Annotated in this window: 19 protein-coding genes; 10 read left to right on the top strand and 9 right to left on the bottom strand. The window is 65.6% G+C overall.

Annotated features, from left to right (window positions below):
* Positions 1-304 precede the first annotated feature (304 nt).
* The 5 genes from A5634_RS18745 to A5634_RS18725 all read left to right on the top strand — a co-directional run bounded on the left by A5634_RS18745 (position 305) and on the right by A5634_RS18725 (position 10,856).
* Positions 305-1,207 (top strand): TauD/TfdA family dioxygenase, encoded by a 903-nt coding sequence (locus A5634_RS18745; protein ID WP_172831739.1) that lies wholly within the window; start codon positions 305-307, stop codon positions 1,205-1,207.
* 95 nt (positions 1,208-1,302) lie between these two features.
* Positions 1,303-4,569: an MMPL family transporter gene (locus A5634_RS18740; RefSeq protein ID WP_065145523.1), complete on the top strand. Its 3,267-nt coding sequence runs from the start codon at positions 1,303-1,305 to the stop codon at positions 4,567-4,569.
* A gap of 61 nt (positions 4,570-4,630) precedes the next feature.
* Positions 4,631-6,391, top strand: a complete 1,761-nt coding sequence (locus A5634_RS18735; protein ID WP_081290519.1) for a fatty acyl-AMP ligase — start codon at positions 4,631-4,633, stop codon at positions 6,389-6,391.
* Between the two features lie 10 nt (positions 6,392-6,401).
* A complete protein-coding gene (locus A5634_RS18730; protein ID WP_065145522.1) occupies positions 6,402-6,677 on the top strand; it encodes an acyl carrier protein in 276 nt (91 codons plus the stop codon).
* The gene (locus A5634_RS18725) at positions 6,678-10,856 is read left to right on the top strand and encodes a type I polyketide synthase (RefSeq protein ID WP_065145521.1); all 4,179 of its coding nucleotides are present in this window, start codon (positions 6,678-6,680) and stop codon (positions 10,854-10,856) included.
* On the opposite strand, the gene A5634_RS18720 is transcribed toward A5634_RS18725, so the two are convergent.
* Genes A5634_RS18720 through A5634_RS18700 form a run of 4 tightly spaced genes read right to left on the bottom strand, consistent with a single transcriptional unit; the run spans position 10,828 to position 14,607 of the window.
* Complete coding sequence (locus A5634_RS18720) at positions 10,828-11,934, bottom strand: hypothetical protein (protein WP_155769613.1); 1,107 nt, start codon at positions 11,932-11,934, stop codon at positions 10,828-10,830. The genes A5634_RS18725 and A5634_RS18720 overlap by 29 nt on opposite strands.
* A gap of 18 nt (positions 11,935-11,952) precedes the next feature.
* Positions 11,953-12,606: a class I SAM-dependent methyltransferase gene (locus A5634_RS18710; protein ID WP_065145518.1), complete on the bottom strand. Its 654-nt coding sequence runs from the start codon at positions 12,604-12,606 to the stop codon at positions 11,953-11,955.
* Between the two features lie 52 nt (positions 12,607-12,658).
* Complete coding sequence (locus tag A5634_RS18705) at positions 12,659-14,014, bottom strand: WS/DGAT/MGAT family O-acyltransferase (RefSeq protein ID WP_065145531.1); 1,356 nt, start codon at positions 14,012-14,014, stop codon at positions 12,659-12,661.
* Between the two features lie 32 nt (positions 14,015-14,046).
* Positions 14,047-14,607 carry a 2,4'-dihydroxyacetophenone dioxygenase family protein gene (locus A5634_RS18700; RefSeq protein WP_065145517.1) on the bottom strand — a complete coding sequence of 187 codons (561 nt, stop codon included), beginning with the start codon at positions 14,605-14,607 and terminating at the stop codon, positions 14,047-14,049.
* Positions 14,608-14,717: 110 nt separating this feature from the next.
* On the opposite strand from A5634_RS18700, the gene A5634_RS18695 reads away from it, so the two are divergent.
* On the top strand, positions 14,718-15,734 hold the full coding sequence (locus A5634_RS18695; protein WP_065145516.1) for an AraC family transcriptional regulator: 1,017 nt from the start codon (positions 14,718-14,720) through the stop codon (positions 15,732-15,734).
* A gap of 3 nt (positions 15,735-15,737) precedes the next feature.
* On the opposite strand, the gene A5634_RS18690 is transcribed toward A5634_RS18695, so the two are convergent.
* From A5634_RS18690 to A5634_RS18680, 3 genes are read right to left on the bottom strand one after another with little or no spacing between them, the layout of a single operon-like run.
* Complete coding sequence (locus A5634_RS18690; RefSeq protein ID WP_065145515.1) at positions 15,738-17,246, bottom strand: bifunctional phosphatase PAP2/diacylglycerol kinase family protein; 1,509 nt, start codon at positions 17,244-17,246, stop codon at positions 15,738-15,740.
* A 22-nt stretch (positions 17,247-17,268) separates the two neighbouring features.
* Positions 17,269-17,895: a muconolactone Delta-isomerase family protein gene (locus A5634_RS18685; RefSeq protein WP_065145514.1), complete on the bottom strand. Its 627-nt coding sequence runs from the start codon at positions 17,893-17,895 to the stop codon at positions 17,269-17,271.
* Between the two features lie 9 nt (positions 17,896-17,904).
* Positions 17,905-18,228, bottom strand: coding sequence for a hypothetical protein (locus A5634_RS18680; RefSeq protein ID WP_065145513.1), 324 nt, complete (start codon positions 18,226-18,228; stop codon positions 17,905-17,907).
* 97 nt (positions 18,229-18,325) lie between these two features.
* Here A5634_RS18680 and A5634_RS18675 point away from each other — a divergent pair, with 97 nt between their 5' ends.
* Positions 18,326-18,565, top strand: coding sequence for a hypothetical protein (locus tag A5634_RS18675; RefSeq protein WP_065145512.1), 240 nt, complete (start codon positions 18,326-18,328; stop codon positions 18,563-18,565).
* 5 nt (positions 18,566-18,570) lie between these two features.
* Here the strand turns inward: A5634_RS18675 and A5634_RS18670 are convergent, their stop codons facing one another.
* The gene (locus tag A5634_RS18670; protein WP_253861738.1) at positions 18,571-19,443 is read right to left on the bottom strand and encodes a glycoside hydrolase family 16 protein; all 873 of its coding nucleotides are present in this window, start codon (positions 19,441-19,443) and stop codon (positions 18,571-18,573) included.
* A 140-nt stretch (positions 19,444-19,583) separates the two neighbouring features.
* The gene (locus tag A5634_RS18665) at positions 19,584-20,627 is read right to left on the bottom strand and encodes an NADP-dependent oxidoreductase (RefSeq protein ID WP_065145510.1); all 1,044 of its coding nucleotides are present in this window, start codon (positions 20,625-20,627) and stop codon (positions 19,584-19,586) included.
* Positions 20,628-20,687: 60 nt separating this feature from the next.
* Here A5634_RS18665 and A5634_RS18660 point away from each other — a divergent pair, with 60 nt between their 5' ends.
* The 3 genes from A5634_RS18660 to A5634_RS18655 are packed head-to-tail and all read left to right on the top strand — an operon-like array spanning position 20,688 to position 22,696.
* Entirely contained in the window at positions 20,688-21,398 is a 711-nt protein-coding gene (locus A5634_RS18660; protein WP_065145509.1) for a DUF3060 domain-containing protein, read from the top strand.
* 37 nt (positions 21,399-21,435) lie between these two features.
* Positions 21,436-21,558, top strand: coding sequence for a hypothetical protein (locus A5634_RS30005; protein WP_301337116.1), 123 nt, complete (start codon positions 21,436-21,438; stop codon positions 21,556-21,558).
* 4 nt (positions 21,559-21,562) lie between these two features.
* Complete coding sequence (locus tag A5634_RS18655; RefSeq protein WP_065145508.1) at positions 21,563-22,696, top strand: mandelate racemase/muconate lactonizing enzyme family protein; 1,134 nt, start codon at positions 21,563-21,565, stop codon at positions 22,694-22,696.
* Positions 22,697-22,728: the final 32 nt, after the last annotated feature.

The raw sequence follows: 22,728 nt of genomic DNA, 5'->3' as shown, positions 1-22,728 counted from the left end.
CAAACTCCCCCGCCGTCGCCGCCTGACTTCTCCCGATCGCCGGCGCCCAATCGTTTTTTACCCCGTTGCGGCGCCGGCTCAGTCGTGCGTTCAACGCCGTATTTTCCACCCCTGAGCTGCAGGTTTGCCCTTCCAAGAATTTGCCAAGCAGCGGTCGTCAGACTCATATGAAACTCACTGAAAGCACCTGAACCAGTTGAGAGGGGACGAGGGGATGCTTACTACATCAGCAAACAGGACAGGCGAGCGACGGCTGAACTTTCGCCGCTCGATAGCCGGACCGACCGTGTGGAACAACGCCAGCATGAGCGCGTGGGACTACATGATCGCGGTCAACCCGCGCCAGGCCGCAGCCTGCCTGCGGATCCGCGACGAACTGCGGCGCAAGGGACGGCGACTGGACACCGTGCAGGCATCGGACTTCCAGGCGCTCGAGTTGGTGGAGATCGCCCGCGGGATCCGCCAGTGCCTGCGCCTGGGACCGGGTTTCTGCGTGCTGCGCGGCCTTTCCTTCGACGGATGGTCAGACGAGGAAGCCTCGATGCTCTACTGGGGCCTGGGCACCTACCTGGGCGCACCGCAGCCGCAGAACCGGCAGGGCGACCGTGTCTACCTGGTCCAAGACACCGGACAGACGGTCGGCGAGGCCCGGGGCTCGAAAACCAACTCGGAGCTGATCTTCCACACCGACTCGGCCTGCGCCTATGCGGGCAGCCGCCCCGACGTGCTGGGCCTGCTGTGCCTGCGCAAAGGGGTCTCCGGCGGCGAGTCGGTCATGGTCAGTGGCCACACCGCCTACAACAAGATGCTGGAGACCCACCCCGAATTGGTGACCGAACTCTACGGGCAGTTCTGCTTCGACCGGTCCCACGAGACACAACCCGGCGAGGACCCGATCACCACGGGGTCCGTCTTGACCGACACCCCCGACGGCGTGCAGATCCGCTACAACCGCCTGCACATCGAACTCGGCCACTACCGCAGCGGTCAGCCGCTCACGGACCGTCAGCGCCGTGCGCTCGACGCTTTCGACCAGGCCCTCAACGACCCCGACAACTTCGTCGAATTCACCCTGACGCCCGGGGACGTGCTGTTCGCCGACAACCACGTGACTTTGCACAACCGGCGCGCTTTCGTCGATGCGGCCGAGGTGGAGGCACGGCGCTGCCTGGTCCGGCTGTGGTTGGCCGGTGAGCCGCACAACTGACTGGCAAACTCCAAGCGATCTCGCATTTAGAAAGCGCCAAGCCCTTCACGACACGCTGCGCAGGTGCGACGATCACGGGGGGAAAGGCAGCTGACATGTTGAGGCGATTGGCCGAGAATTCCGTACGCCGCCCCAAACTGGTGCTCGCCGCAGTCCTGGTCCTGCTGGCCATCAGCGTCGTGCTCGGCGGTTCGGTGTCCGACAAGCTGGGTACGGGCGGAAACACCGACCCCAACTCGGAGTCCTCGCAGGCCGACGAATTCCTCGACCAGCATTTCGGCACCACCGCGAATCTGGTCGTCCAACTGCTGCCGCGCGAGGGCAACGTCGAGAGCGCCGAGGTTGCGGCGGTCAAGGACCAGGTGCTGCGCGTCGTCGCGGCCGAACCGAAAGCCAAGGTGACCAGGTCCTTCGGTGACGAAGGAGCCGACGACCTGCGCAGCAAGGACGGCCGCTCCGGGCTGATCCTGGTGCACGTCGGCGGAACCGCGGACGAGGCCGCCGATACGGCAAAGCGGATCATCGCGAACCTGCCCCACCACAGCGACGTCACCGTCCGTGCGGGCGGCGCTCTGGGCGTGCAGCAGGAAATTCGGGACAAGGTCAAGGGCGATCTCAAGACCAGCGAGAGCATCGCGGTGCCCATCTCGCTGGCCGTTTTGGTGATCGTGTTCGGCGGCCTGATCGCCGCCGTGTTGCCGGTGGTGGTCGGTATCGTCTCTATCGTCTCCACCCTGTCGGTGTTGCTGCTGATGACGACGATCACCGACGTGTCGGTGCACGCCCTCACTGTCACAACCGCATTCGGCCTGGGCCTATCGATCGACTTCGGCTTGCTGATGGTCTCGCGATTCCGCGAGGAACTGGCCAACGGAAAAAAACACCAGCAGGCCGTCATCGCCACCGTCGTCACCGCCGGTCGCACCATCTTGTTCAGCGCCGCGACGGTAACCCTGGCGATGATCAGCCTGCTGGTCTTTCCCACCTACTTCCTGCGGTCCGTCGGTTTGGCCGCGACCGCCACCGTCCTGCTGTCGGCGTTCACCGCGATCATCGTCCTGCCCGCGCTGCTGGCGCTGCTCGGTAAGCGCGTCGACTCTTTCTCGGTGATCCGCCGGAAGGTTCCGCCGTCGGCGGACTCCCTGTTCTGGCGGCATTTCGCCGAAGTGGTGACGCGCCGGCCCGTCCTGTACGCGCTACCGGTCGTGGCCCTGCTGTTGGGCCTCGGGGTTCCCTTCCTCAAGGTGGAGTTCGCCACGCCCGACGAACGCGCGTTGCCGACGAACTCCAGCGCGCGCCTGGTGGCCGAATCACTGCAGCGGGACTTCCCGCTGGACCCGTCGCAGGCGATCACACTGGTTACCCGCAATGACGCCCAGGTGCTACAGAACCTGGCCCCCGAGGTGTCGGGCATGAACGGCGTCGTCATGATCAACGGTCCGATCGGCAGGTTCGAACACGGCCAGGCGGCCGGACCGACGCCCGCGGTAGCCGGGCCCAGCTACGCCGTCGTCTATTTGTCGGTCCAGGCCGACTCGGACACCGCTCAACATCTGGTGCGGGACATCCGCGCCAAGATCACCAACCGCCAGGTCGAGGTGGGCGGTCCGACCGCCACGCTGATCGACAGCCAATCCTCCATCGGTAGCAAGCTTCCGTTGGCGATCACCCTGATCGCGGTTTCCACGTTCATCCTGCTGTTCCTGTTCACCGGCAGCGTGGTGGTTCCGGTCAAAGCCCTGAGCCTGAATCTGCTTGTGCTGAGCGCGGTTCTGGGCATCATGGTGTGGGTCTTCCAGGAAGGGCATCTGGCCGCGCTGCTGGGAATCACTCCCGCGCCGCTGAACCTGTCCATGGTCGTTTTGCTGTGCGCCATCGCGTTCAGCTTGTCCGTCGACTACGAAATCTTCCTGCTCAGCCGGATCAAGGAAGCCCGCGATTCCGGCTTGTCGAACACCGCTTCAACCGTCATCGGCTTGGGCCGAGTCGGGCGAATCGTCACCAGCGCCGCACTGTTGTTGACGATCACGTTGGTTTCGTTCGCCAACGGACTGTCCTTCATGAAAATGTTCGGCATCGGCACGGCGCTGGCCGTCGTCATCGATGCGACCATCATCCGCGCCGTCGTAGTGCCGGCGTTTCTGCGCCTGGCCGGCGATCTCAACTGGTGGGCACCTGCTCCGCTGCGGTGGCTGCACGACCGGATCGGCATCAGCGAAGCCGCGCCCGAGGCCGAGGCCCAGGCGGTGGTCGTGCCCGCCTCCGCCGCCGCCGCGGCCGCCGCACCGACGGCCGAACCGGCCCCAGAACCGGCCCCGGACGCGGCGGTGCAGGCGGCCAGGCAAGCGGCCCAGGAGTACGTCGAACGCACGCCGGCCAGTGCCCCCACCGAAATCGAGGTCATCCCCGGTCAACATCTGGTGGCCAACGTCAACGGCACCATTATCGTTGTCGCGCACCGCGATAGAGCGCCGCTGACCGACCAATCGATCTCCGCCCAGCAGTTGGCGGCACTGGCCGAGATGGTCCGGCGAACCGACCCGCAACGGTTGGTCAGCGCCTTCTCCAAGATCGCGCGCCAACCGTGGACGCACACTCTGGTCGACGTCGGCATCGTCATGCCCACCCCAACGGGCCTGGAGATACTGCTGTGCGGCAGCGTCACCGTCGCACTTGACGACGGCGCCGGGCGCACACTCGTGCACGGCCGCGGACGCCTGGTGCACCGCTCGGTGCCGGTACCCGCGGTGGCGACGGTCATCACCGTCGACGACTTCGGTCAGCGGCCCCGGCCCTGGGCGGACGCTAACGGCGTCTACAAGCTCGTCAGCGGAACCGTACCGGGACAGGGCGCCGTCCTCTGGTCATCGAAAGCTGCGGCACTCGGGCGCAATTCGGGACGGATGCCGGTGGTTCCGCAGCCGCGGGCCGACTCGGCGTGGCCGACGGCATGGGTTGCGCTGGACGACAATTCGCGCTTCGAGATCGAGCGGGACTGCGTCATCGGCCGCGACCCACGCGGCTCGGATGCCGACCAACGTGGGTTGCGGCCCGTGTGCATCGACGACCCGGCGGGCCTGATGTCGCGGGCTCACGCCGAAGTCCGCATCCTCAACGGGGAAGTGACCATCGTCGACCGCGACTCCACCAACGGCGTCTACATGCGGGAACCGGCACAGCCGGGTTGGACTCGGCTAACCCCGTGGGAGCACACCACCTGGCGCCCCGGCGCATACGTTCAGATCGGCGGCCGGATCCTGCGGCTGCAAATGTCCACACCGCCGCCGCCGGGCCCGCTCGACAATGTGCCCCAGACGCCACGCCAGCTGTACGGCGGCCGCATGTACGCCTCGTTTATGTGAGACAAGCGGGCTTCAAGGAACCGTTTAGAAAGTCACAAGGCTTGCGGCCCAAAGTCATTCCATGACGATCAGGGCTCTGCACCCCAACACCGGGCTGCAACGCAGTGTGGCGACCCACGCCGGGCACTCGAACCTCGCTTCGTGCTTTCACGCTCAGTTCGAAAGCCATTCCGAGACAAGGCGCTTCATCTTCCTCAAGGAGTCCGGGCGGCACCTGGTCGAAGAACCCACCACGTTCGGCGATCTCGACCGAGGCGCTCGGGAAATCGCGGTGTGGCTGCGTTCACGGCCGGAGGCAACCCGGCCCGTGCTACTGCTGTTCGAGCCCGGTGTCGAGTTCTGGCGAGCGTTTTTGGGCTGCATCTACGCCGGCGTCGTCGCGGTCCCTGCACCGCTGCCCCACGACGAACGCAGCCTGATGCGCGTGGCGGGCATCCTGCGCGACGCAGCCAGCACCCTCGTCCTGACCACGGCGAACCTGCACAGCGCGCTCACTGCCGGCATCGACGGCCTCGGCCTCGACCGGCCGGTCCAGTGCATAGCCATCGACTCCCCCGACCAATCGCCGTTGGCCGACCCGGCAACCTGGACGATGCCGCCCAGTGCGCCCGACACCGTCGCGTTCTTGCAGTACACCTCCGGATCGACCGGTGACCCCAAAGGCGTTGCCGTCACCCATGACAACGTGCTCAACAACGAGAACACGATCGCCAGCGCACTGGATGTCACCACAAATTCGGTTGTGGTGGGCTGGATCCCACACTTTCACGACATGGGCCTGGTGAGCGGGATGCTGGCGTTCTTCGCCGGCGCGAACCTGGTGAGCATGTCTCCCCTGGCCTTCCTCAAACAGCCGATCCGGCTGCTCAAGTCGATCAGCGACTACCGCGGTACTCACGCGGCCGCACCGAATTTCGCCTACGACCTCATCGCACGTCGGGTAACCCCGGATCAACTTCTCGGCCTGGATCTGTCCAGCTGGCAGGTCGCGCTCAACGGCGCCGAGCCCGTCCGCCGCCACACCGTGGAGCGGATCAAGGACCTGCTGGCTCCGGCCGGATTCGCACCTTCGGCGGTCCGGCCCGCCTACGGGATGGCGGAGGTAACCCTGTTGGCCACCGTCAGTCGCGGCGTCCCGCGCTTCCTCGACGCCGACGCCGAAGCCCTGGAACGCAACCGCTACGAGCCTGCCGAGGGGCCCTCGGTCAGCCTGGTGAGTTCCGGCGCGCCGGGCCCGGGTATCGACGTGCGCATCGTCGACCCGGACACCCTCGAAGACCTTCCCGACGGTCGGGTCGGCGAGATCTGGCTGCTCGGCCGCAGCGTCGCCAGCGGCTACCACAACCGTCCCGCGGAGACCAGCGAGCGGTTCGGGGCACACACCGTCGACGGTGCCGGCCCCTACCTGCGCACGGGTGACCTCGGGTTGCTGCACGACGGCGAGTTGTACGTCACCGGTCGTCGCAAAGACCTCCTGATCGTCAACGGTCGCAACCTCTACCCGCAGGACATCGAAGAGTTCGTGCAGACCGTGCATCCGGCGCTGGCCGGTTCCCGAGGCGTCGCCATATCCGTCGACGTCAACGACACCGAGCGACTAGTGCTGATCCAAGCCGTGAAGAACGGCTCGCTCGGCGAGGTCACCCACGACGAACTCGCCACCACGGTCAAGCGTGCCGTCGCACGCGGTTTCGACGTCCCCGCCCCCGAAGTGGTGTTCGTCGACCGCGGCGGAATCCACCTCACCACCAGCGGAAAGGTGCAGCGCGCCTCGATGCGCGCCGCGTACCTGAAGTCCGAACTTCCGATGTCATCTGTTTAAGGAGCACACCATGAATGTCAAGAATCGTCAGAACCTACGCTGGCTCACCGGTCGGCTGGCCGCCGCGCTGGACGTCCCCGCCAGCGCCCTGAACCCGATGGTTCCGCTGGCCGACATGGGCGTCGACTCGGTACAGGCGGTCAGCCTGGTCGGCGAAATCGAAATGCATTTCGACCTTGACGTCGACCCGACGCTGATCTTCGACTACCCTACCCTTGCCCACATCGCCGAATACCTCACCGAGGCCCTCGCGGAGCAGACAGTGGAGCAGGCAGAGGTCGCGTAGATGACCGACATCGCGGTTGTGGGTCTCGATTGCCGCTTTCCGAAGGCAACCGACCCGGCCGCGCTGTGGCAACTATTGCTCGACGGCGCGGACGCGATCGACGAGATCCCGGCGCAACGCTGGAACGCCGCCGACCTACAGGCCGACGGCACCATCAACCATCGCAGCGGTGGGTTGATCGCCGACGCCGACGCATTCGACAACGACTTCTTCGGCATCACCCCGCGCGAAGCGCAGGAGATGGATCCCCAGCAGCGCCTGTTGCTGCAAACCGCTTGGCGTGCAATCGAAGACGCGACCCTCGATCCGCACGGGCTCGCGGGCTCGAACACCGGGGTATTCGTCGGCGTGATGGCCAACGAATGGGCCCACCTGCATATGCGCGACTACCGCGCAATCACCGCGCAAAGTGGTTCCGGCAACGGCTATTTCATGACGGCCAACCGTCTGTCCTACCAACTCGACCTCAAGGGCCCGAGTCTGGCGGTGGACACCGCGTGCTCGTCGTCGTTGGTGGCGGTGCACCTGGCTGCGCAGGCGCTCGCAAACGGCGAGTGCGGCCAGGCGATCGCCGCCGGTGTCAATCTCACCCTCACTCCGGCACTGAACGCTTTCTATACCCAAGCCGGCCTGGCCGCGCCCGACGGTCGGTGCAAACCGTTCAGTGCCGAGGCGGACGGCATCGGCCGGGGCGAGGGCGTTGCCGCCGTGGTGTTGTTGCCGCTGGCCGACGCGGTCGCCGCCGGGTTGCCGGTCTACGCCGTCATCAAAGGCAGCGCGGTCAACAGCGACGGTCGCAGCAACGGCATCACCGCGCCGAATCGCTGGGCGCAGCAGCAGGTCGCGGATGCGGCATGCCGCGTCGCCGGAATCCGGCCGGCACAGCTCACTTTCGTCGAAGCACACGGCACCGGCACCCTGTTGGGCGACATGATCGAAGCCAAAGCGCTTGCCCACGCACATCGTTCGCGACGCGACCAGCCATGCGCGATCGGATCGATCAAGGGCAACCTCGGCCACACCGAGGGCGCGGCCGGCATCGCCGGTTTGATCAAGGTCGTACTGAGCCTGCACCACGGTGTGGTCCCGGCGTCGCGTTTCGCTGACACCGAGAACGCGCAGCTGCGATTGGATGCCGGTGGACTGCGGCTGCTCACCGAGCCGTTGCAACTGCCGGACGGCACCGTGTATGCGGGCGTGTCGAGCTTCGGCCTGGGCGGCACCAACTCTCACGTGGTGCTGGCCCGTCCGGCAAATGGCGTTGCGGCAGTCCAGACCGAGCTGTCTACCATGGAAGCAGGCGCCGGCATTCTCACCCTTGCCGCAGACTCACCGGAGGGACTGCGCCGCAACGCTTCTCGCCTCGCTGACGACATCGCGGCCAGCACCGCGCCACTGGATCAGTTGTGCTGGTCGAGCAACCGGATCAAAGCTCGGGGCCCCGCACGGCTGGCTATCATCGCCACCGATCGCGCCGAGACGTTGGCGGTCCTGCGTGGCGATAACGCGGAGAGCGGGACCGTCGGCGTGATGTCGGCGGGCTGGCTGTTCAGCGGTCAAGGCACCCAATCCCCCGGCATGGCAACGGCACTGTATGAGAGCAGCGCTGTCTTCCGCGATGCTTTCGACCGGGTCCAGACCGCGCTGCTGCCGCACCTCGGACTGCCGATCCGCGACGTGATGGATGACGACCGAGTCAACGAAACCGAGTTCGCCCAGCCTGCCATTTTCGCGCTGCAGTACGCCCAGGCACATGCCCTCATCGAGCTTGGCGCCGAGCCCGCTTGGCTGCTGGGCCACAGCATCGGCGAATACGCCGCCGCCGCCGTCGCCGGGGTGTTCAGCCTCGACGACGCCTGCCGACTGGTCGCCGCGCGTGGTCGCCTGATGCAGCAATTGCCCGTCGGCGGCGGCATGCTCGCGGTGCGCGCCAGCGTCGAGGCCGTCGCCGGGCTACCACTGGATCTCGCCGCGGTGAACGGACCCGACGAGATCGTATTGTCCGGTGCGATAAAGGCCATTGACGAAGCGGAGCGCAAGCTGACCGAGACCGGGATCAAGGTGCGCCGGCTGAATGTGTCGCATGCGTTCCACTCACGGTTGATGGAGCCGATGGTTGAGCAGTTCGCCACCGTGGCCGCGCAGTGCAGTTACGAATTGCCCTTATTCCCAATTTATTCCACACTGCGTGGCAGCCTACTTGGTGACGACGAACCGATGGACGCCGACTACTGGGTCGCCCATGTCGGGGCAACGGTCCGCTTCGCCGACGCGGCTACCGAAGCAATGCATGCCGAACCGACGCATCTCGTCGAATTCGGCTCCCGGGCAACACTTGCGCCGATGATCCGAAGGTCCCACAACAACGCTCCACCGGGGATCAGTGTTGCGACGGGTATGCCGGAGACCGTCGCCGCGCTCTACCGCGACGGACTGAATCCCAACTGGGAGTTGCTCTATCCCAAGCACGCCCAAGTGGCTCACCGGTTGCGCGGCTACCAGTTCAGCACCGCGAACCGGTTCTGGATCCGGCAAGACGCAAGCACACCCACCACCTCCAGGGAAGCAACGATGGAAAACCTCATCTCGCTGTTCCGCGAACAAGCCGCCGTGCTCGCTGCGTACGCCGGCGGCGACCTGCCGACGCTGTCCGCGCCCGAGAGCGACACACCGGCAGGGCAGCCCGACGTGAACGCGACGATCGTGCGTTCGGAGATCGCGCGGATCAGCGGGTTCCCCGATCGGCGGCTACGCACCAGCCAGACCATCGTCGGCGACCTTGGATTCGACTCCATCATGGTGACCGACCTGTTCGGCGGCCTGAAGCGGCGGGTTCCCGGCCTGACGATCGACCCCGCAATGTTCGGGCCGGCCACGACGATCGCCGACGTGATCGCCATGGCGGGCGGACAGGCGCACGAAATCGACTGCGCGCCAAGCCCTGACGCGCCGGCCGTCATCCCCCAGACCCGGATCGGCGATTTCGAGGAGGTCAAGGCACTGGCGGCGCGAATCGCCTCGGTCGCGGCGGCCGGCATCGACAACCCCTACTTCGTGGTCAACGACGGCGTCACCGACGACACCTCGATCATCGATGGCGTCGAGGTGATCAACTTCTCCAGCTTCAACTACCTCGGTCTGTCGGGTCACCCGGCGGTGGCGGACGCCATGACCGACGCGGTGCGCCGCTGGGGCAGCTCATGCTCGGCGTCGCGACTGTTGGCCGGCGAGAAGCCCATTCACCGCGACCTGGAGCTGGAGTTGGCCAGACTGCTGGGCACCGAGGACGCGCTGGCTCTGGTCAACGGGCACGCCACCAATGTCACCGTGATCGGTCATCTGCTCGGCGAAGGCGATCTGGTCATCCATGACAGCCTCGCGCACGACAGTATTGTGCAGGGCTGCAAGCTATCCGGGTCCACTCGCCGACCGTTCCCGCACAATGACGCCGCGGCGCTCGACGTACTGCTGACCGGTATCCGGCACCAGTACCGTCGAGTGCTGGTCGTCATCGAGGGCGTCTACAGCCAGGACGGCGATATCGCAGACCTGCCCGCCTTCATCGACGTGAAGAACAAGCATGGCGCGCTGCTGATGATCGACGAGGCGCACAGCATCGGCGTGATCGGGGCGACCGGCGGCGGCATCGGAGAACACTTCGGCGTCGACCGGGCCGCCGTCGAGTTGTGGTCCGGCACAATGTCGAAAGCGCTGGCCGCCTGCGGCGGTTACGTTGCCGGAAGCCGTGAGTTGATCGAGTTTCTCAAGTACACGACGCCCGGGTTCATCTTCAGCGGCGGCATACCACCGACCATCGCCGCAGCCGCGCTGACCGCGATTCAGGTGATCCGCAGTGAACCGGCCCACCTGCACCGGCTGCGCACGTTGTCGTCGCTATTTCTGAACCTGGCCCGCGAAGCGGGGCTCGACACCGGCGACAGCGCGGACACCCCGATCGTTCCCTGCATCGTCGGCGACTCGATGACCGCGCTGAGACTGTCCAATGCCCTGATGAAGCGCGGCATCAACGTCAACCCGATCCTGTATCCCGCGGTGCCCGAAGACAAAGCGCGGCTGCGATTCTTCATCACCAGTTGCCACACCGAAGAGCAGATCCGTTACGCGATCACGGCACTCACCGAGGAACTCGCTATTTGTTGCGGACGCACTCGTAAGTGAGGTTCACCTCGTTGCCGAGTTCGACGACCTCGAACTGGTCGACGCCGATGCCGTTGAAGGACTGCGCGGTGATACCGAGGTCGGACCACTTCTTGGTGCTGGTCCGGTCGGCGGCGAAGGTGAGCGGCACCTGTCCGCCGTCGGACAGCAGCATCCCGTACTTCTTCAACGCGGCGATGACTACCTTCTCGGACTTGGAGAAGTGCGAGTCGTCGAAGTCGGCGCGCAGGCGCAACCGCACGCCGTAGGGCGCCGCGTTGGGTTCGGAGCTGGTCGGACCACCGGCGTGGGTGGCCGGACGCACGTAGACGCCCTCTTTCATCCGATCGTTGGGGAGGATGAAGCGGATCGCGTGATTGATTGTGCCGGAGGCCACTTCGTCGGCGGTCGGGGTCATCGCGGCAATCGGGAAGCCCGCGGCGTCAGCACTGGTGCACTGGTCGCCACGCAGGGTTTCCGGGTAGCTCTTGGCCAGATCCCAGATGAAAAATGCTTGCGCTGTGATGTTTTCGCCGGACTGACTGCCGTGATAGATCTCGTAGAGCTTGTGCTGGTCGCGATCGACGACGAGTAGGTGGCAGTCTTCCTGACCTTCGGTGGCACCGGTGGTGTCGCACTTGAGATTTGACGAGCCCTCGATGTAGGCCCCTGCCGGCACCGGCATCTGCGCGGGCACGGGGTCGCAGTCCGGTCCGCCGCCGCAATAGTCCTCTGTCCCGACAACCTGCATTCGCCGGGTGTTGCTGTCTGCGAAGAAAACGGGGATGGAAAAGTCGGTCTGCAACCCTCCGGTTCCCCAGCCGCCCGCCTCGCTCAGTGCGTGGATGATCGCATCGGAGCGACCCGCCCTAGCCGCTCCGGAGATGTCGACATTCCACGGCACGTTGGTGGTGAACAGCGCACCGGGCGGGCCGGCGGTGTGGGAGCCGGGACCTGAACTCGACGCCGCGCTCGAGCCTGAACTCGATGCGGGGTTCGAACCCGACGGTTTGGAGTTACTGCACCCGGCGACGAGGATGACCGCCGCGCACGCGACTGCCAAAACCTTGGCGGGCTTTGCTGGATTTGCGGGCAACATCACCCAACGCTACCGGTGTCACCGCCGCGCATGGTAGATCGAGATGGATCCCGAGACCGTCTTGACCACCGCTGTTTCGGCGACGCCGGTAAAACCCGCCGCCTCGATCAGCTGCGGCAGGATTCCGTCGGCGTTGGGCTGGGTGTCTTCCTTGCCGTCTGCCCATTGCACAAACCGGAATCCCAGTCGCATCACGGCGTCGCGTTGTAGCCCGAAGTCGGCGATGACCAGTTCGCCGCCCGGTCGCAGCAGCGTGAACATGTTGGCGATGATCGCCTTCTTCATCGGCACCGGGCACTGATGCAGCACCAAGCTGGACACTGCCTTGCTGGCGGTTCCCGGCCCCACCAGCTCGGCAGCCTTGTCCCCCATGCCGTTGACGAATTCGACATCGACACCGGCTTTGCGCACCTTCGCACGCGCGATATCGAGAACTTCCGGGTCGGGATCCACCCCGATCACCCGCGCGCCCGGCTGATGCTGCTTCATCCGTATCGCCAATGACGCCGTGCCGCAGCCGATGTCGACGACGGTGTCACCCGGCACCAGCCCGAGTTGCCGGATGGCCGCGGAGCGCCAGGTGCCTTCGCGCGTCAGCAACGCAATGACGGTGTCGTAGTACTTGGTGTATTTCGGGTTACCCGCGGCCGGGGTAAAAGACTGCTCTGCCATGACTCCTAGTCGTACCATTGCTGGGCTCGCCGGCGACATGTCAGTCTCAGAGTCAGAGCCCGACCGCGCGCTCCAGGTCCTTCAGCGAAGTCTCCAGATCACCCAGCAGCCGCTGCAGATGCGGCACCGAACGGCGGCACCCCACCAGACCGAAGTCCAGGCTATCGGCACTGCTGGCCAGGGTGATGTTGAGCGCTTGCCCGTCGAGCACGATCGACATCGGATAGCTGCCGTCGAGCCGGGCACCGTTGAGGTGCAGCGGATTCCGCATGCCGGGCACGTTGGAAACACAGACGTTGAAGGTCGGCGGGGCGCCGCCGAGACCGGGCAGGCCCGCCAGGATCGCCGGCCCGAGCACCGTCGTCGCCGAAAGCGCCATCGCCTGGGTCTTCGACAGTTGCGACAACACCCGCTTGCTCTCGCGCATCGACGTCTTGATGGCCTCCACACGCTTCGCCGGATCATCCAGGTGGGTCGCGAGGTTACACAGCACCGCGGCGACCATGTTGCCCCCGGCAGGGTCCCCGGGCTTGCGCAGACTCACCGGCACCATCGCCACCAACGGCGCATCCGGAAGCGCGTCTCGGTCCAACAGGTAGGACCTCAGGGCACCCGCGCACATGGCCAGCACTATGTCGTTGACGGTCGCGTCGGCGGCATTCTTGACGGCTTTGACCCGCTCCAGCGACCACGACTGCGCCGCACACCGGCGGGCCCCGCCGATCGGAACGTTGAGCATGGTGCGTGGCGCGCGGAACGGCAATGCCGTCTGCTGTTCGAGCAGAGCGCCTCGCGCCAGCGCAACCGTCGCAGGAGCAAGGCCCGCCAACGATTTCGCCGTGCCGACGGCCCGGCCCAATGGCCCGTTGGTCGGCTGCGACGCTTGGACGGCGGGCGGCAAGTCCCACGGCACCCGAATCTGGTCGTCGCTGGGACCTGACGACAGCGACCGCTGCAACAGGTCCAAGGCGGAAACGCCGTCGACCAACGCGTGGTGCATCTTGGTGTAGACGGCAAAGCGGCCGTCTTGCAGTCCTTCGATCAGGTGGGTCTCCCACAACGGGCGGTGCCGGTCGAGCAGACCGCTGTGTAACCGCGAGGTCAGCTCGAGCAGTTCCCGAACCCGCCCGGGTCCGGGCAGAGCTGAGCGGCGCAGGTGGTATTCCAGGTCGATCTCGTCATCGAATGACCAAGTGACGCCGGGCATTCCGCCGAGAATCTGAGCCGGACGCTTACGGAACGTCGGCTGCGCTTCCCGGTGGGCCAGCATCGCCTCGTAGACGCCTCGGATGAAATCCGGTCCGGCTCCGGGGGGCGGTTGGTATAACTGCAGACCGGCCACGTGCATGGGGTGCTCTCGGGACTCCGCCGAGAGCATCACCCAATCCATCGGTGCGATTAGTTGCATTTTCATTCTCCTGTCTGTGCGGCGTAGCGCAGTTACGCGTGTTCGCCGATGTAGCCGGCCGCGCCGCCGGCGATGTAGCCGACCGGGCCCAGCCCCTGCTCCTCGGCCAGCGTCGCGGTCAAATGACGAATGGTGACTGCGTCGACGATCGAGTGAAACTGACCGTCCTCGGTGAAGTTGACGTTGCCGCCCTCGACACGAACGAACAGCACGGTGTCCTCGGTGTTGGACTCGGGGCAGACGAAGGTGTGCACCGAGCCGGCGGGCTCATACAGGTATGAGCCTGCGGTCTGCAGTTGGTCGGGGTATTCCAGGTAGTGCCAGCAGCCCGACAAGGTGTAACCCTCGGCGGTACCGGTGTGGTAGTGCAGCGGCACGCTCGCGCCGGGCTTGATGGTGGCGAGCACTACCCAGACGCCGGCTTCGAGGTCGAGGCGCAGCGGCTTGAAGTGCACGCCTTCGCCGAGTGCGTCGTTGATCAACGGGATGTTGGCCTCGTTGACGGTCAGCAGTTCGCCTTGTGGCAACGCGACGAGTGGCAGCAGCGCGCCGGAGTTCGTCGTCATCAGTGCGGGTTCGACGGTCAGTGTCATGGTTCGTCCTCTCGGATGGGTTGACGGCCGGTTGACCGCTGCCTTTACGATCCGCGACGGACCCCGCCCAAGTCTTGACACTTCGGGACGTTTGTTTAACATTTGAGGACATGGCCGTCATTCGTGGCACGGCGCTGTCGAACTATCCGGCGCTCGTCCGGCAGCTGGGTGGCGATTCCACAAAGCTGTTGCGCGACGCCGGAATTCGCGTCTCAGATGTCGGTAAGCACGACGTGTTCGTACCGATCAGCAGGGCGACTGCCGCCGTCGAGTCCGCCGCAATAGCCACTGCGACGCCAGACTTCGGCCGCCGCCTGGCACAGTTACAGGGCATCGAAATCCTCGGGCCGGTCGGTGTCGCCGCCCGGACCGCGGCGACGGCAGCCGATGCGTTCGTCATCTTCGACAGGTTCATGGCGGCTTACAGCCCGGCGTTCACCGCGCGGATCACTCCCCTTGACGATCCGAAGTTTTCGTTCTTCGAATACCGCATGCTGGTAGCGGGATTGGGTCCGATACCGCAGTCGATGGAACTTTCCCTGGGAAACTCACTGGGAGTGATGCGGGTAATGCTGGGAGCCCACTACACACCGCTCAACGTGCACCTACAGCACGACGCGCTCGCTCCGAAAAAGGACTACCGCGACTACTTCGGTTGCCGGGCATACTTCGCCCAGAGCAGATCCGGTTTTACGCTGCGCAGTACCGATCTCGGCCGGCCGCTCAACCACGACCACCTCGCCCACCAGTCCGTGGTTCGCTACCTCAACCTGATCACCGAGCACGACTCGAGCCTGGCCCAATCGGTTCGCACCATGGTCCGCCAGCTGTTGCCCACCGGCATGGTCACGCTGGAACTCATCGCGGCTCAACTCAATTTGCACCCAAAAGCACTGCAGCGCCGGCTTTCTACCGAGCAGACCACCTTCGAAGGACTGGTCGACGCGGTGCGACGGGATGCGGCCGAACGCTATCTGCGCGACACCACGATCACGTTAGCGCACCTGACGCGCGAACTCGGCTACGCCGAGCAGAGCGTGCTCACCCGATCCTGCCGACGATGGTTCGGCACCGGCCCGTCCGGTTACCGGAAACTGCTCCGCGACAAAGATGCCGTAGCGCGGTGATGCTCATCGCTTCGGAAGGGGGCGAAAGACCGGCAGTGCCCGGTACTTCGAGGCGAACGTCACCTGCTCGTATTCCTCGCCGACCTCACCATCGTGTGCCACAACCGTAGGCGCGTCGACGGCGACGAAAGTGAATTCCGGCACCTGCATCTCGTGATACAGCGGGCTGCGTTCCAGCCGCCCCAACACCAGGGCGGTCAGGATCCTGGCCTTGGCCAGCCGACGACCCGTCTCCAGGATGCGTACGTCGATCAAGCCGTCGTCCATGCGCGTGCGCCGGGACGGTGCGAAACCCGTTGGCAGGTATAGCGAATTGCCGACGAAGAACAGTGATGTCTGCAGGGTCTTGTTGTCGTAGCGGATGCGCACCGGTTGGTCGTTGCGCAAGGTATGCATCATCGCGTACATCCCCGCCAGCGACTTGCCGAGGCGGTGCTCGAGTTTCTCGCGCTCCTGCACGAATGTCGGGTACGCACCGATGCTGGCGGTATTGACCACCATTCGGCTGTCGTTCATGCACATCAGATCGACATACGCCACGTCGCCGCGACGGATGGCAGCCACGGTCTTGGCCACGGAGTCGCAGCCGATGTCCTTGGCGAAGTGGTTGAACGTGCCCGCCGGGAAAACCGCCAGCGGCACACCCGCTTCGGCGGCGACCGCCGCGGCCGTGGACACCGTGCCGTCACCGCCCCCGACCCCGAGCACCTCGGCACGTTCAGCGGCGCTACGCAGCACTTCCAACGGGTCGTCGTCGGGACCCAATTCGATGATCTCGGCTGCGGGTAATTCCGCGCGAATCTCGTCGGCGACGTCGGCGCCGGTGCCACTGCCCGAGGCGGGGTTGACGACCAGGACCACTCCGGATCCATCGGGCCGCTCCGGGGCGTCCTCCCGCAGCGGTTCGGTTTTCGGCAATGCGGTTTCGACGATCGGCGGGACCAGCCGGCTCCCCGCAACGGCGATGCCGGCACCGATACCGAACCCGATGACGACGTCACCGGGATAGTGCGCGCCGGTGGCGACCCGGGACAGTCCGACCAAGCCGGCCAACAACGACAGTCCGAAACCCAGCGTGGGATTTTCCAGCCCTACCCCGACGGCGAACGCGGCGGCGCTGGCCGAGTGCCCCGATGGCAGCGAGTTGGATGTGGGGTGGCGGCGGGTCCGTCTGATCAGCGGCACCGAGTCGTAGAGCGGCCGCGGGCGCCGCCGGATTCGCTTGGCGACCTGGTTGGTCAACAGGCTGGTGATCGCAAGGGACACCACTCCGCGGGTGGCGCCGCGCTGCGCGGAGTTCTTTCCCGACGCGGACAGCAGTCCGGCGATGACGAACCACAGCTTGGAGTGATCGGCTGCCCGCGTGAGCGGGGGCATGGCTCGATCGAGCAGTGGCGTGGGGGTCTCGGCGATCGCTTCGAACAGTTCGCGATCCAGCGCGCCCAATCCGTTGGTGATCTTTTTGATGCTGCGCGTCGGTCGCAAAGGCCGCTGTTTCAGCCGCTGTTTCATTGGCCCCACACTAACGGCGGCGTCAGCCCATCCGGATCGGGTCACCGGGGTGCGGACCCAGCGGGCTGGTCTCGATGGTCATCCAACCCGACAGCGGCAGCGATTCCAGGATTGCCATCAGCTCGCCCGGATCGCGTGCCCGCCACAGCCCCAGGGTGCTGGGCCCGTCCGGTCCGAGCGGAAGTGTCCACAACCGCCATAGATGCCCGCGCACCGCCAACTCGCGGGCGTGGGCGGCCTCACGCGCACAAGCCTCCGCGACGGCGGACGCCGGCGTGCCCGGTGGCACCGTCAAGGTCATCGTGACCAGGAATTCCGGCCCTTTGCCGGGGCGCCCCACGAGGCCGCAGCCAGCCGGGTCATTCGGATGGGAACCCAGTGGCGTGACGTCGTCGCTACGCCGGAACCGTGGTGGCAGCGCGGCAACCAACTGGGCAAGCGACGCTTCGAGTTCGCTTCCGTCCTGGGCCGCGAACAGTCCGAGGGCGCACCATTGACCGTCCGGTCGCAACGGACGCCACAGCCGCAGCAGCTGTCCGTGCGCGGCGAGATCACGTGCGGTGGCGGCTTCGCGACGGCGCGCGTCGTCGACCTCGTGCGCCGACGCACTTTCGGGAACGTGCGTGGTCGTCACGACCAGGAACTCCACGCAAAGACTCTATTCCCGGGCCGGCCGCTCGGCCTTGCGACGCAACGTCCACGCCGGTACCCAGTGCGTCACCGTCTTGTGCCTGGACCCGAAGTCGACCGGGTAGGTCACCAGCCCCCACCAGTCACCTTGCTCGCAGATTCCCCAGCAACTCAGCGCGCCCTCGACCACCTTGTGCAATTGCAGCCCGTGCGGGTGATACCGGCCGGAGCGGTGCGGTTCGCGGGGGAACAGCACGGTCAGGTCGATCAGCACCGGGACAGGCGGACGCACCGGACGGAATGGACCGCGAAGCGGCTGCCCGTTGTATCCGATCGACGCCAGCCGGCCCATTTTTCGATCATACGTTCGAACGGGTCTGGGTCACAGTTTCGCTGCCACCTCGGCTGGCAATTCTTAGCGGTAATCGGATCCAGAAGGGGTGACACGAATGAGGACCTTGGTGGCTGCCGGGATATTGGCGGCCGGCGGTGCGTTGTTCACCACCGCGGTTGCGTTGGCCAACGCCGAAGGGATGCAGGTAGAAGGCAGTTACGCGACCATGACCGCTTGCCAGGCCGACGGTCCGCACGTGCGGAGTACGCACCACGACGGTGCTTATGCGCAGTGGTCTTGCCAACAGGGCGCGGACGGGCACTGGTACCTGCACCTGTCCGACTCAGCGCAGTAGCGCGCTCAGAACACGCGTACCCAGTCGACGAGCATGTCCTGCGGGTAGGTGCCCGAGGCGGGGTCACCGCCGCCGGAACCGCCGACGGCCAGATTCAGCACCGGGAACACGGTGTAGTCCGGGTCGTTGAACGGCCACTCGCGGAACGGCTCATCGAGGTTCTCGATGCCGGTCGCGGGAACCGAGAAGTAGGGCGCCGCGCCGTCAACGTAGTCGACCCAGAAGTACATGCCGGTGACGTCCCACTTGACCCGCCAGTTGTGCCAGTTGCCGTCGACGCCGATCGGATTGGTTTCGAATGCCGTCCCGTCCGGGTTGGCGTGCACGGTGGTGCCCGACGGCCAGGTGCCGTTGCCGTACCACTCGATCAAATCGATCTCGCCGCTACGGCCGGGGTCGTCGTTGGACAACCACCAAGCCGGCCACATGCCGGGGGCCAAGCAGTTGAACTTGATCCGAGCCTCCCAGGTGGTCCCGACGCCGCCTCGCCACAGACCGTGAACCAAACCACCGAAGTAGCCGCCGCCATCGTGGGTTGCCCGCAAGACCAAGTTGGAGTTGCCATCCAGGAACACGTTCTGCCGACTATTGCGGTACTGGCCCCAGAACTGGGGCTGGTCGAACCCGACCGGATTACGGATTGGCGTGCGGAAGTTGGAGACTGACCACTTCGACGGATCGGGTGCCGAGCCGGCCGGACCGTCGAACTCGTCATGCCAGATGAGTCCGCCGCCGGCGCCGGCGGCCGGTGCGGCCGGCACGGGTGCCGGGCCCGCGGGCGCGGCTGGTTTAGACGGGCTGGCCCCCGCTATGGGGGCCGGGATTGCGGCCGCCAGCGCGCCGAATCCCGCCATCATGATCATTCGACGACGGTCCATCTGTGGCATGGCAAGCGACGATATCAGCCCGGTTGGCGTTCCGCGGAAACTGGCGACACGCTTTGGCGTAGCTCCAGGTCAGCAGGGTTGGTCGTGCCGCCGCGCAGGGGCATTTGGCGTGCAGATTGACCTTCCGCCGTCTATGCGCGCGCGATGAACTCTCGGTGGTCGGCGTTTGCGTCGCTCAGCTTGACCAACGTCTTGCCGATATTGGCTCCGGTGAACAGTCCGTTGAGGGCGGCCACACACGAATCGATGCCCTCGGAGATGGTCTGACGGTGCTTGAGACGCCCCTCGGCTTCCCACTGCCGCAGGTGGGCGAACGCTTCGTCGAACCGGCCCCACTGGTCGAGTGCATTGAAGCCCTGCATGCTCGCTGTCTTGGACAGCAGGTTGACGTAGTTGGCCGGTCCTGGATGTTCGCCGGTGAGATAGCTGGAAATGACACCACAGAGCACCACCCGCGCCTTGGTCGCCAGCCGGCCCAGCACCGCGTTGAGGATCGGTCCACCGACGTTGTCGAAGTAGACATCGACGCGCCGCGGACAATGCTCCTTGAGCCCGGCTACCACGTCGTCGTTCTTGTAATCGATGCAGGCGTCGAAGCCGAAATCCTCGACCACCGCGCGGCATTTCTCCGGACCGCCGGCGATGCCCACCACCCGCGCGCCGGCGACCTTGGCGATCTGCCCGGCCACCGACCCGGTGGCGCCCGCGGCCGCTGAGACCACCACTGTCTCGCCGGGCTGTGGCCGGCCGATGTCGGTCATCCCGAAGTAGGCGGTGGCACCGGTCGGGCCGTACACCGACATGATTGCCAGCTGGTCGGTCTCGCCGGGCATGGGTGTGCTGAAGATGTCGTCGCGGATGATCACGTACTCCTGAAACCCGGTAAGGGTAGTGACGATGTCGCCGACTTCGTAAGCGTCGCAACGTGATTCGACTACTTCACCGATGCCAGCTGCCCGGATCACCTCGCCCAGCTGCACCGGCGGCAAGTAGCTTGGCTGATCGTCGAGCCAGGTTCGCACGGCGGCATCCAGCCCGACGTAGGTGGTGCGCAGCAACGCCTCCCCTGCGGCTGGTTGCGGTGCCGGGCGGGTGAGAAGCTCGGTGTCGTCGGGCGAGACGAGCCCGGAGGGACGGCGGCGCAACACGATCTGGCGATTCGGCAATTCGGGCACGACGCGAGCCTATTCTCCCGCGCTGGCTTAAGGGCATTCCTTCTGTGGGAGCATCTGACCATGAACCCAGAGGATGACCCGGAAGCCCGCATCCGGGAACTGGAGCAGCCGCTGGCTAACCGGGCCCACGAGCTGGGCGACAGCGGCGACTACAGCTATCCGCCACCCCCACCCGGCCCGGTGCCGCCGCCGATGCAGTCGACGCTGGCCCCGCCGTCCTACGGTTATGAGAGTGCCTATCCCGGCGCGACTCCCAGGTCGTCGTCCGGCATGCGCTGGTTCTGGATCCTGGCCGGGGTCGGCATTCTCGGCGTCCTGCTGCTCGTCGGCGGCATCGCCGCCTACGCCGCCCGCCAGTTCGCCCACGGCGACCTCGTCGTGAGCTCGCCCACCGAAACCACTTCGGCCAACGCATCTTCCGGGAGCACGGCGCCCGGCACCGAGCCGCCCACCGGCAAGACCCACGCGCCCAGCTCGGGTCCATCACCGTCAGCGGGCGCACCTGCGGGCGAACCGGTCATCGTCTCCGGCATCAACGACAACAAGACGATTGCGTGCAGCGACAACACCATCACCATCAGCGGAATCTCCAATCACGTGGTGCTGACCGGGCATTGCGCGACGGTCAACGTCTCCGGCCTCAACAACATCGTCACCGTCGACGCCGTCGACACCATCGAGGCCTCGGGCCTCAACAACAAGGTCACCTATCACTCCGGTTCGCCAAAGATCAGCAAGAGCGGAAGTGGGAACGAGGTCGAACAGGGCTGATCGGTGCTGACCGCGAATCGGACACGAAGGAGACGTCATGGCCGGGGATATGTACCACGCCACCGCCCGCGAAATCCACTATCTCCCAACAGGACTCGCTCCGCACACCCATGATGCTTTCGAGGCGTTCAGCCGTGCGGGCTTCGTCGACGGCGCATAGTCGCATGTCTCGCACCGCCGCGGACGGCGCCGCAATCATCGCCAAGGTCGAGACGCTTCCACTGCGTATCCCACTCAAGGTAGGCAGCACGCCCGGAGCGTCCCTCTGGGGCGACACGCTGTCTGCAGCAGATTCGCTGCTCGTCAAGGTGACAACCCGCGACGGAGTGGAAGGCTGGGGGGAAGCCTTCGGTTATCGCGCTGTCGATTCGGCCAAGCTTGCTGTCGACGAACTGATCGCGCCGCTCTGCATTGGCCGTGACGCCACTCAAATCGGGCCCTTGATGCTGGAGATTCAGAAGAAGCTGCACGTTTTCGGGCGCGGCGGTGCGTTGACCTATGGACTCTCAGCGGTGGACATCGCCCTGTGGGATATCGCCGGTAAGCTCGCCAACGCTCCGGTCTCTTCGCTCCTTGGCGGCGCAGTGACCACTATGCGTTGCTATGCAAGTCTGGCCTGCTATGCCGATCCATCGCTGGTTGCCGCCGTGGTTCGGCAAGCAATGGATGCCGGCTTTCACGTGCTCAAGCTGCACGAAGCGGGCATGTCGGCAATTCGCGCAGCCCGCGAGGAGGCCGGGCCTGAGGTAGAGCTGATCGTGGATGCCGGCTGCCCCTGGACCGTGACCGAAGCCAGTGCTTGCGCTCGGGAACTCAAGGCGGTTCGGCTCAAATTTCTCGAGGAGCCACTGTGGCCTCCGGAGAATTTCGACGGCCTCGCCGAACTGCGCAGAGCCACCGGCATCCCACTGTCGGCTGGCGAGAACGCTTCCACCTTAATGGAATTCGAGCGAATGCTGGCCGCTGGGGCAGTGGACTTTGTCCAGCCAAGCCCGGCCAAGATGGGAGGGATTACCGAGTTGTGCAAGGTTTTTCCGCTTGCGGCCGTTCACAACATCCCTGTGATGACGCACTCCTTCTACGACGGTCCTGGGTTGCTCGCGGCGCTTCATGCGACCGCTGCGCTGGGCACCGCCGACTCCATGATCGAGTGGCGCTGGTTCGATCTGGAAGCGTTCATCTATGGCGATGCGCTCACCCCGACGGCGGGCCAGATCACGGTCCCGCAGGGGCCGGGCCTGGGAATCGACCCCGATCCCGATGTCATAAGCGCGTACCGGCGGGAAACGACAGTATGAGCATTGCGGAACGGGCCAAGCACCGCTGTCCC

The sequence above is a fragment of the Mycobacterium asiaticum genome, assembly GCF_001673365.1.
In the GTDB taxonomy this organism is placed as follows: Bacteria; Actinomycetota; Actinomycetes; order Mycobacteriales; family Mycobacteriaceae; genus Mycobacterium; species Mycobacterium asiaticum_A.
The sequence above is the reverse complement of the archived record's forward strand: the minus strand, read 5'-3'. Positions and strand labels throughout refer to the sequence as shown.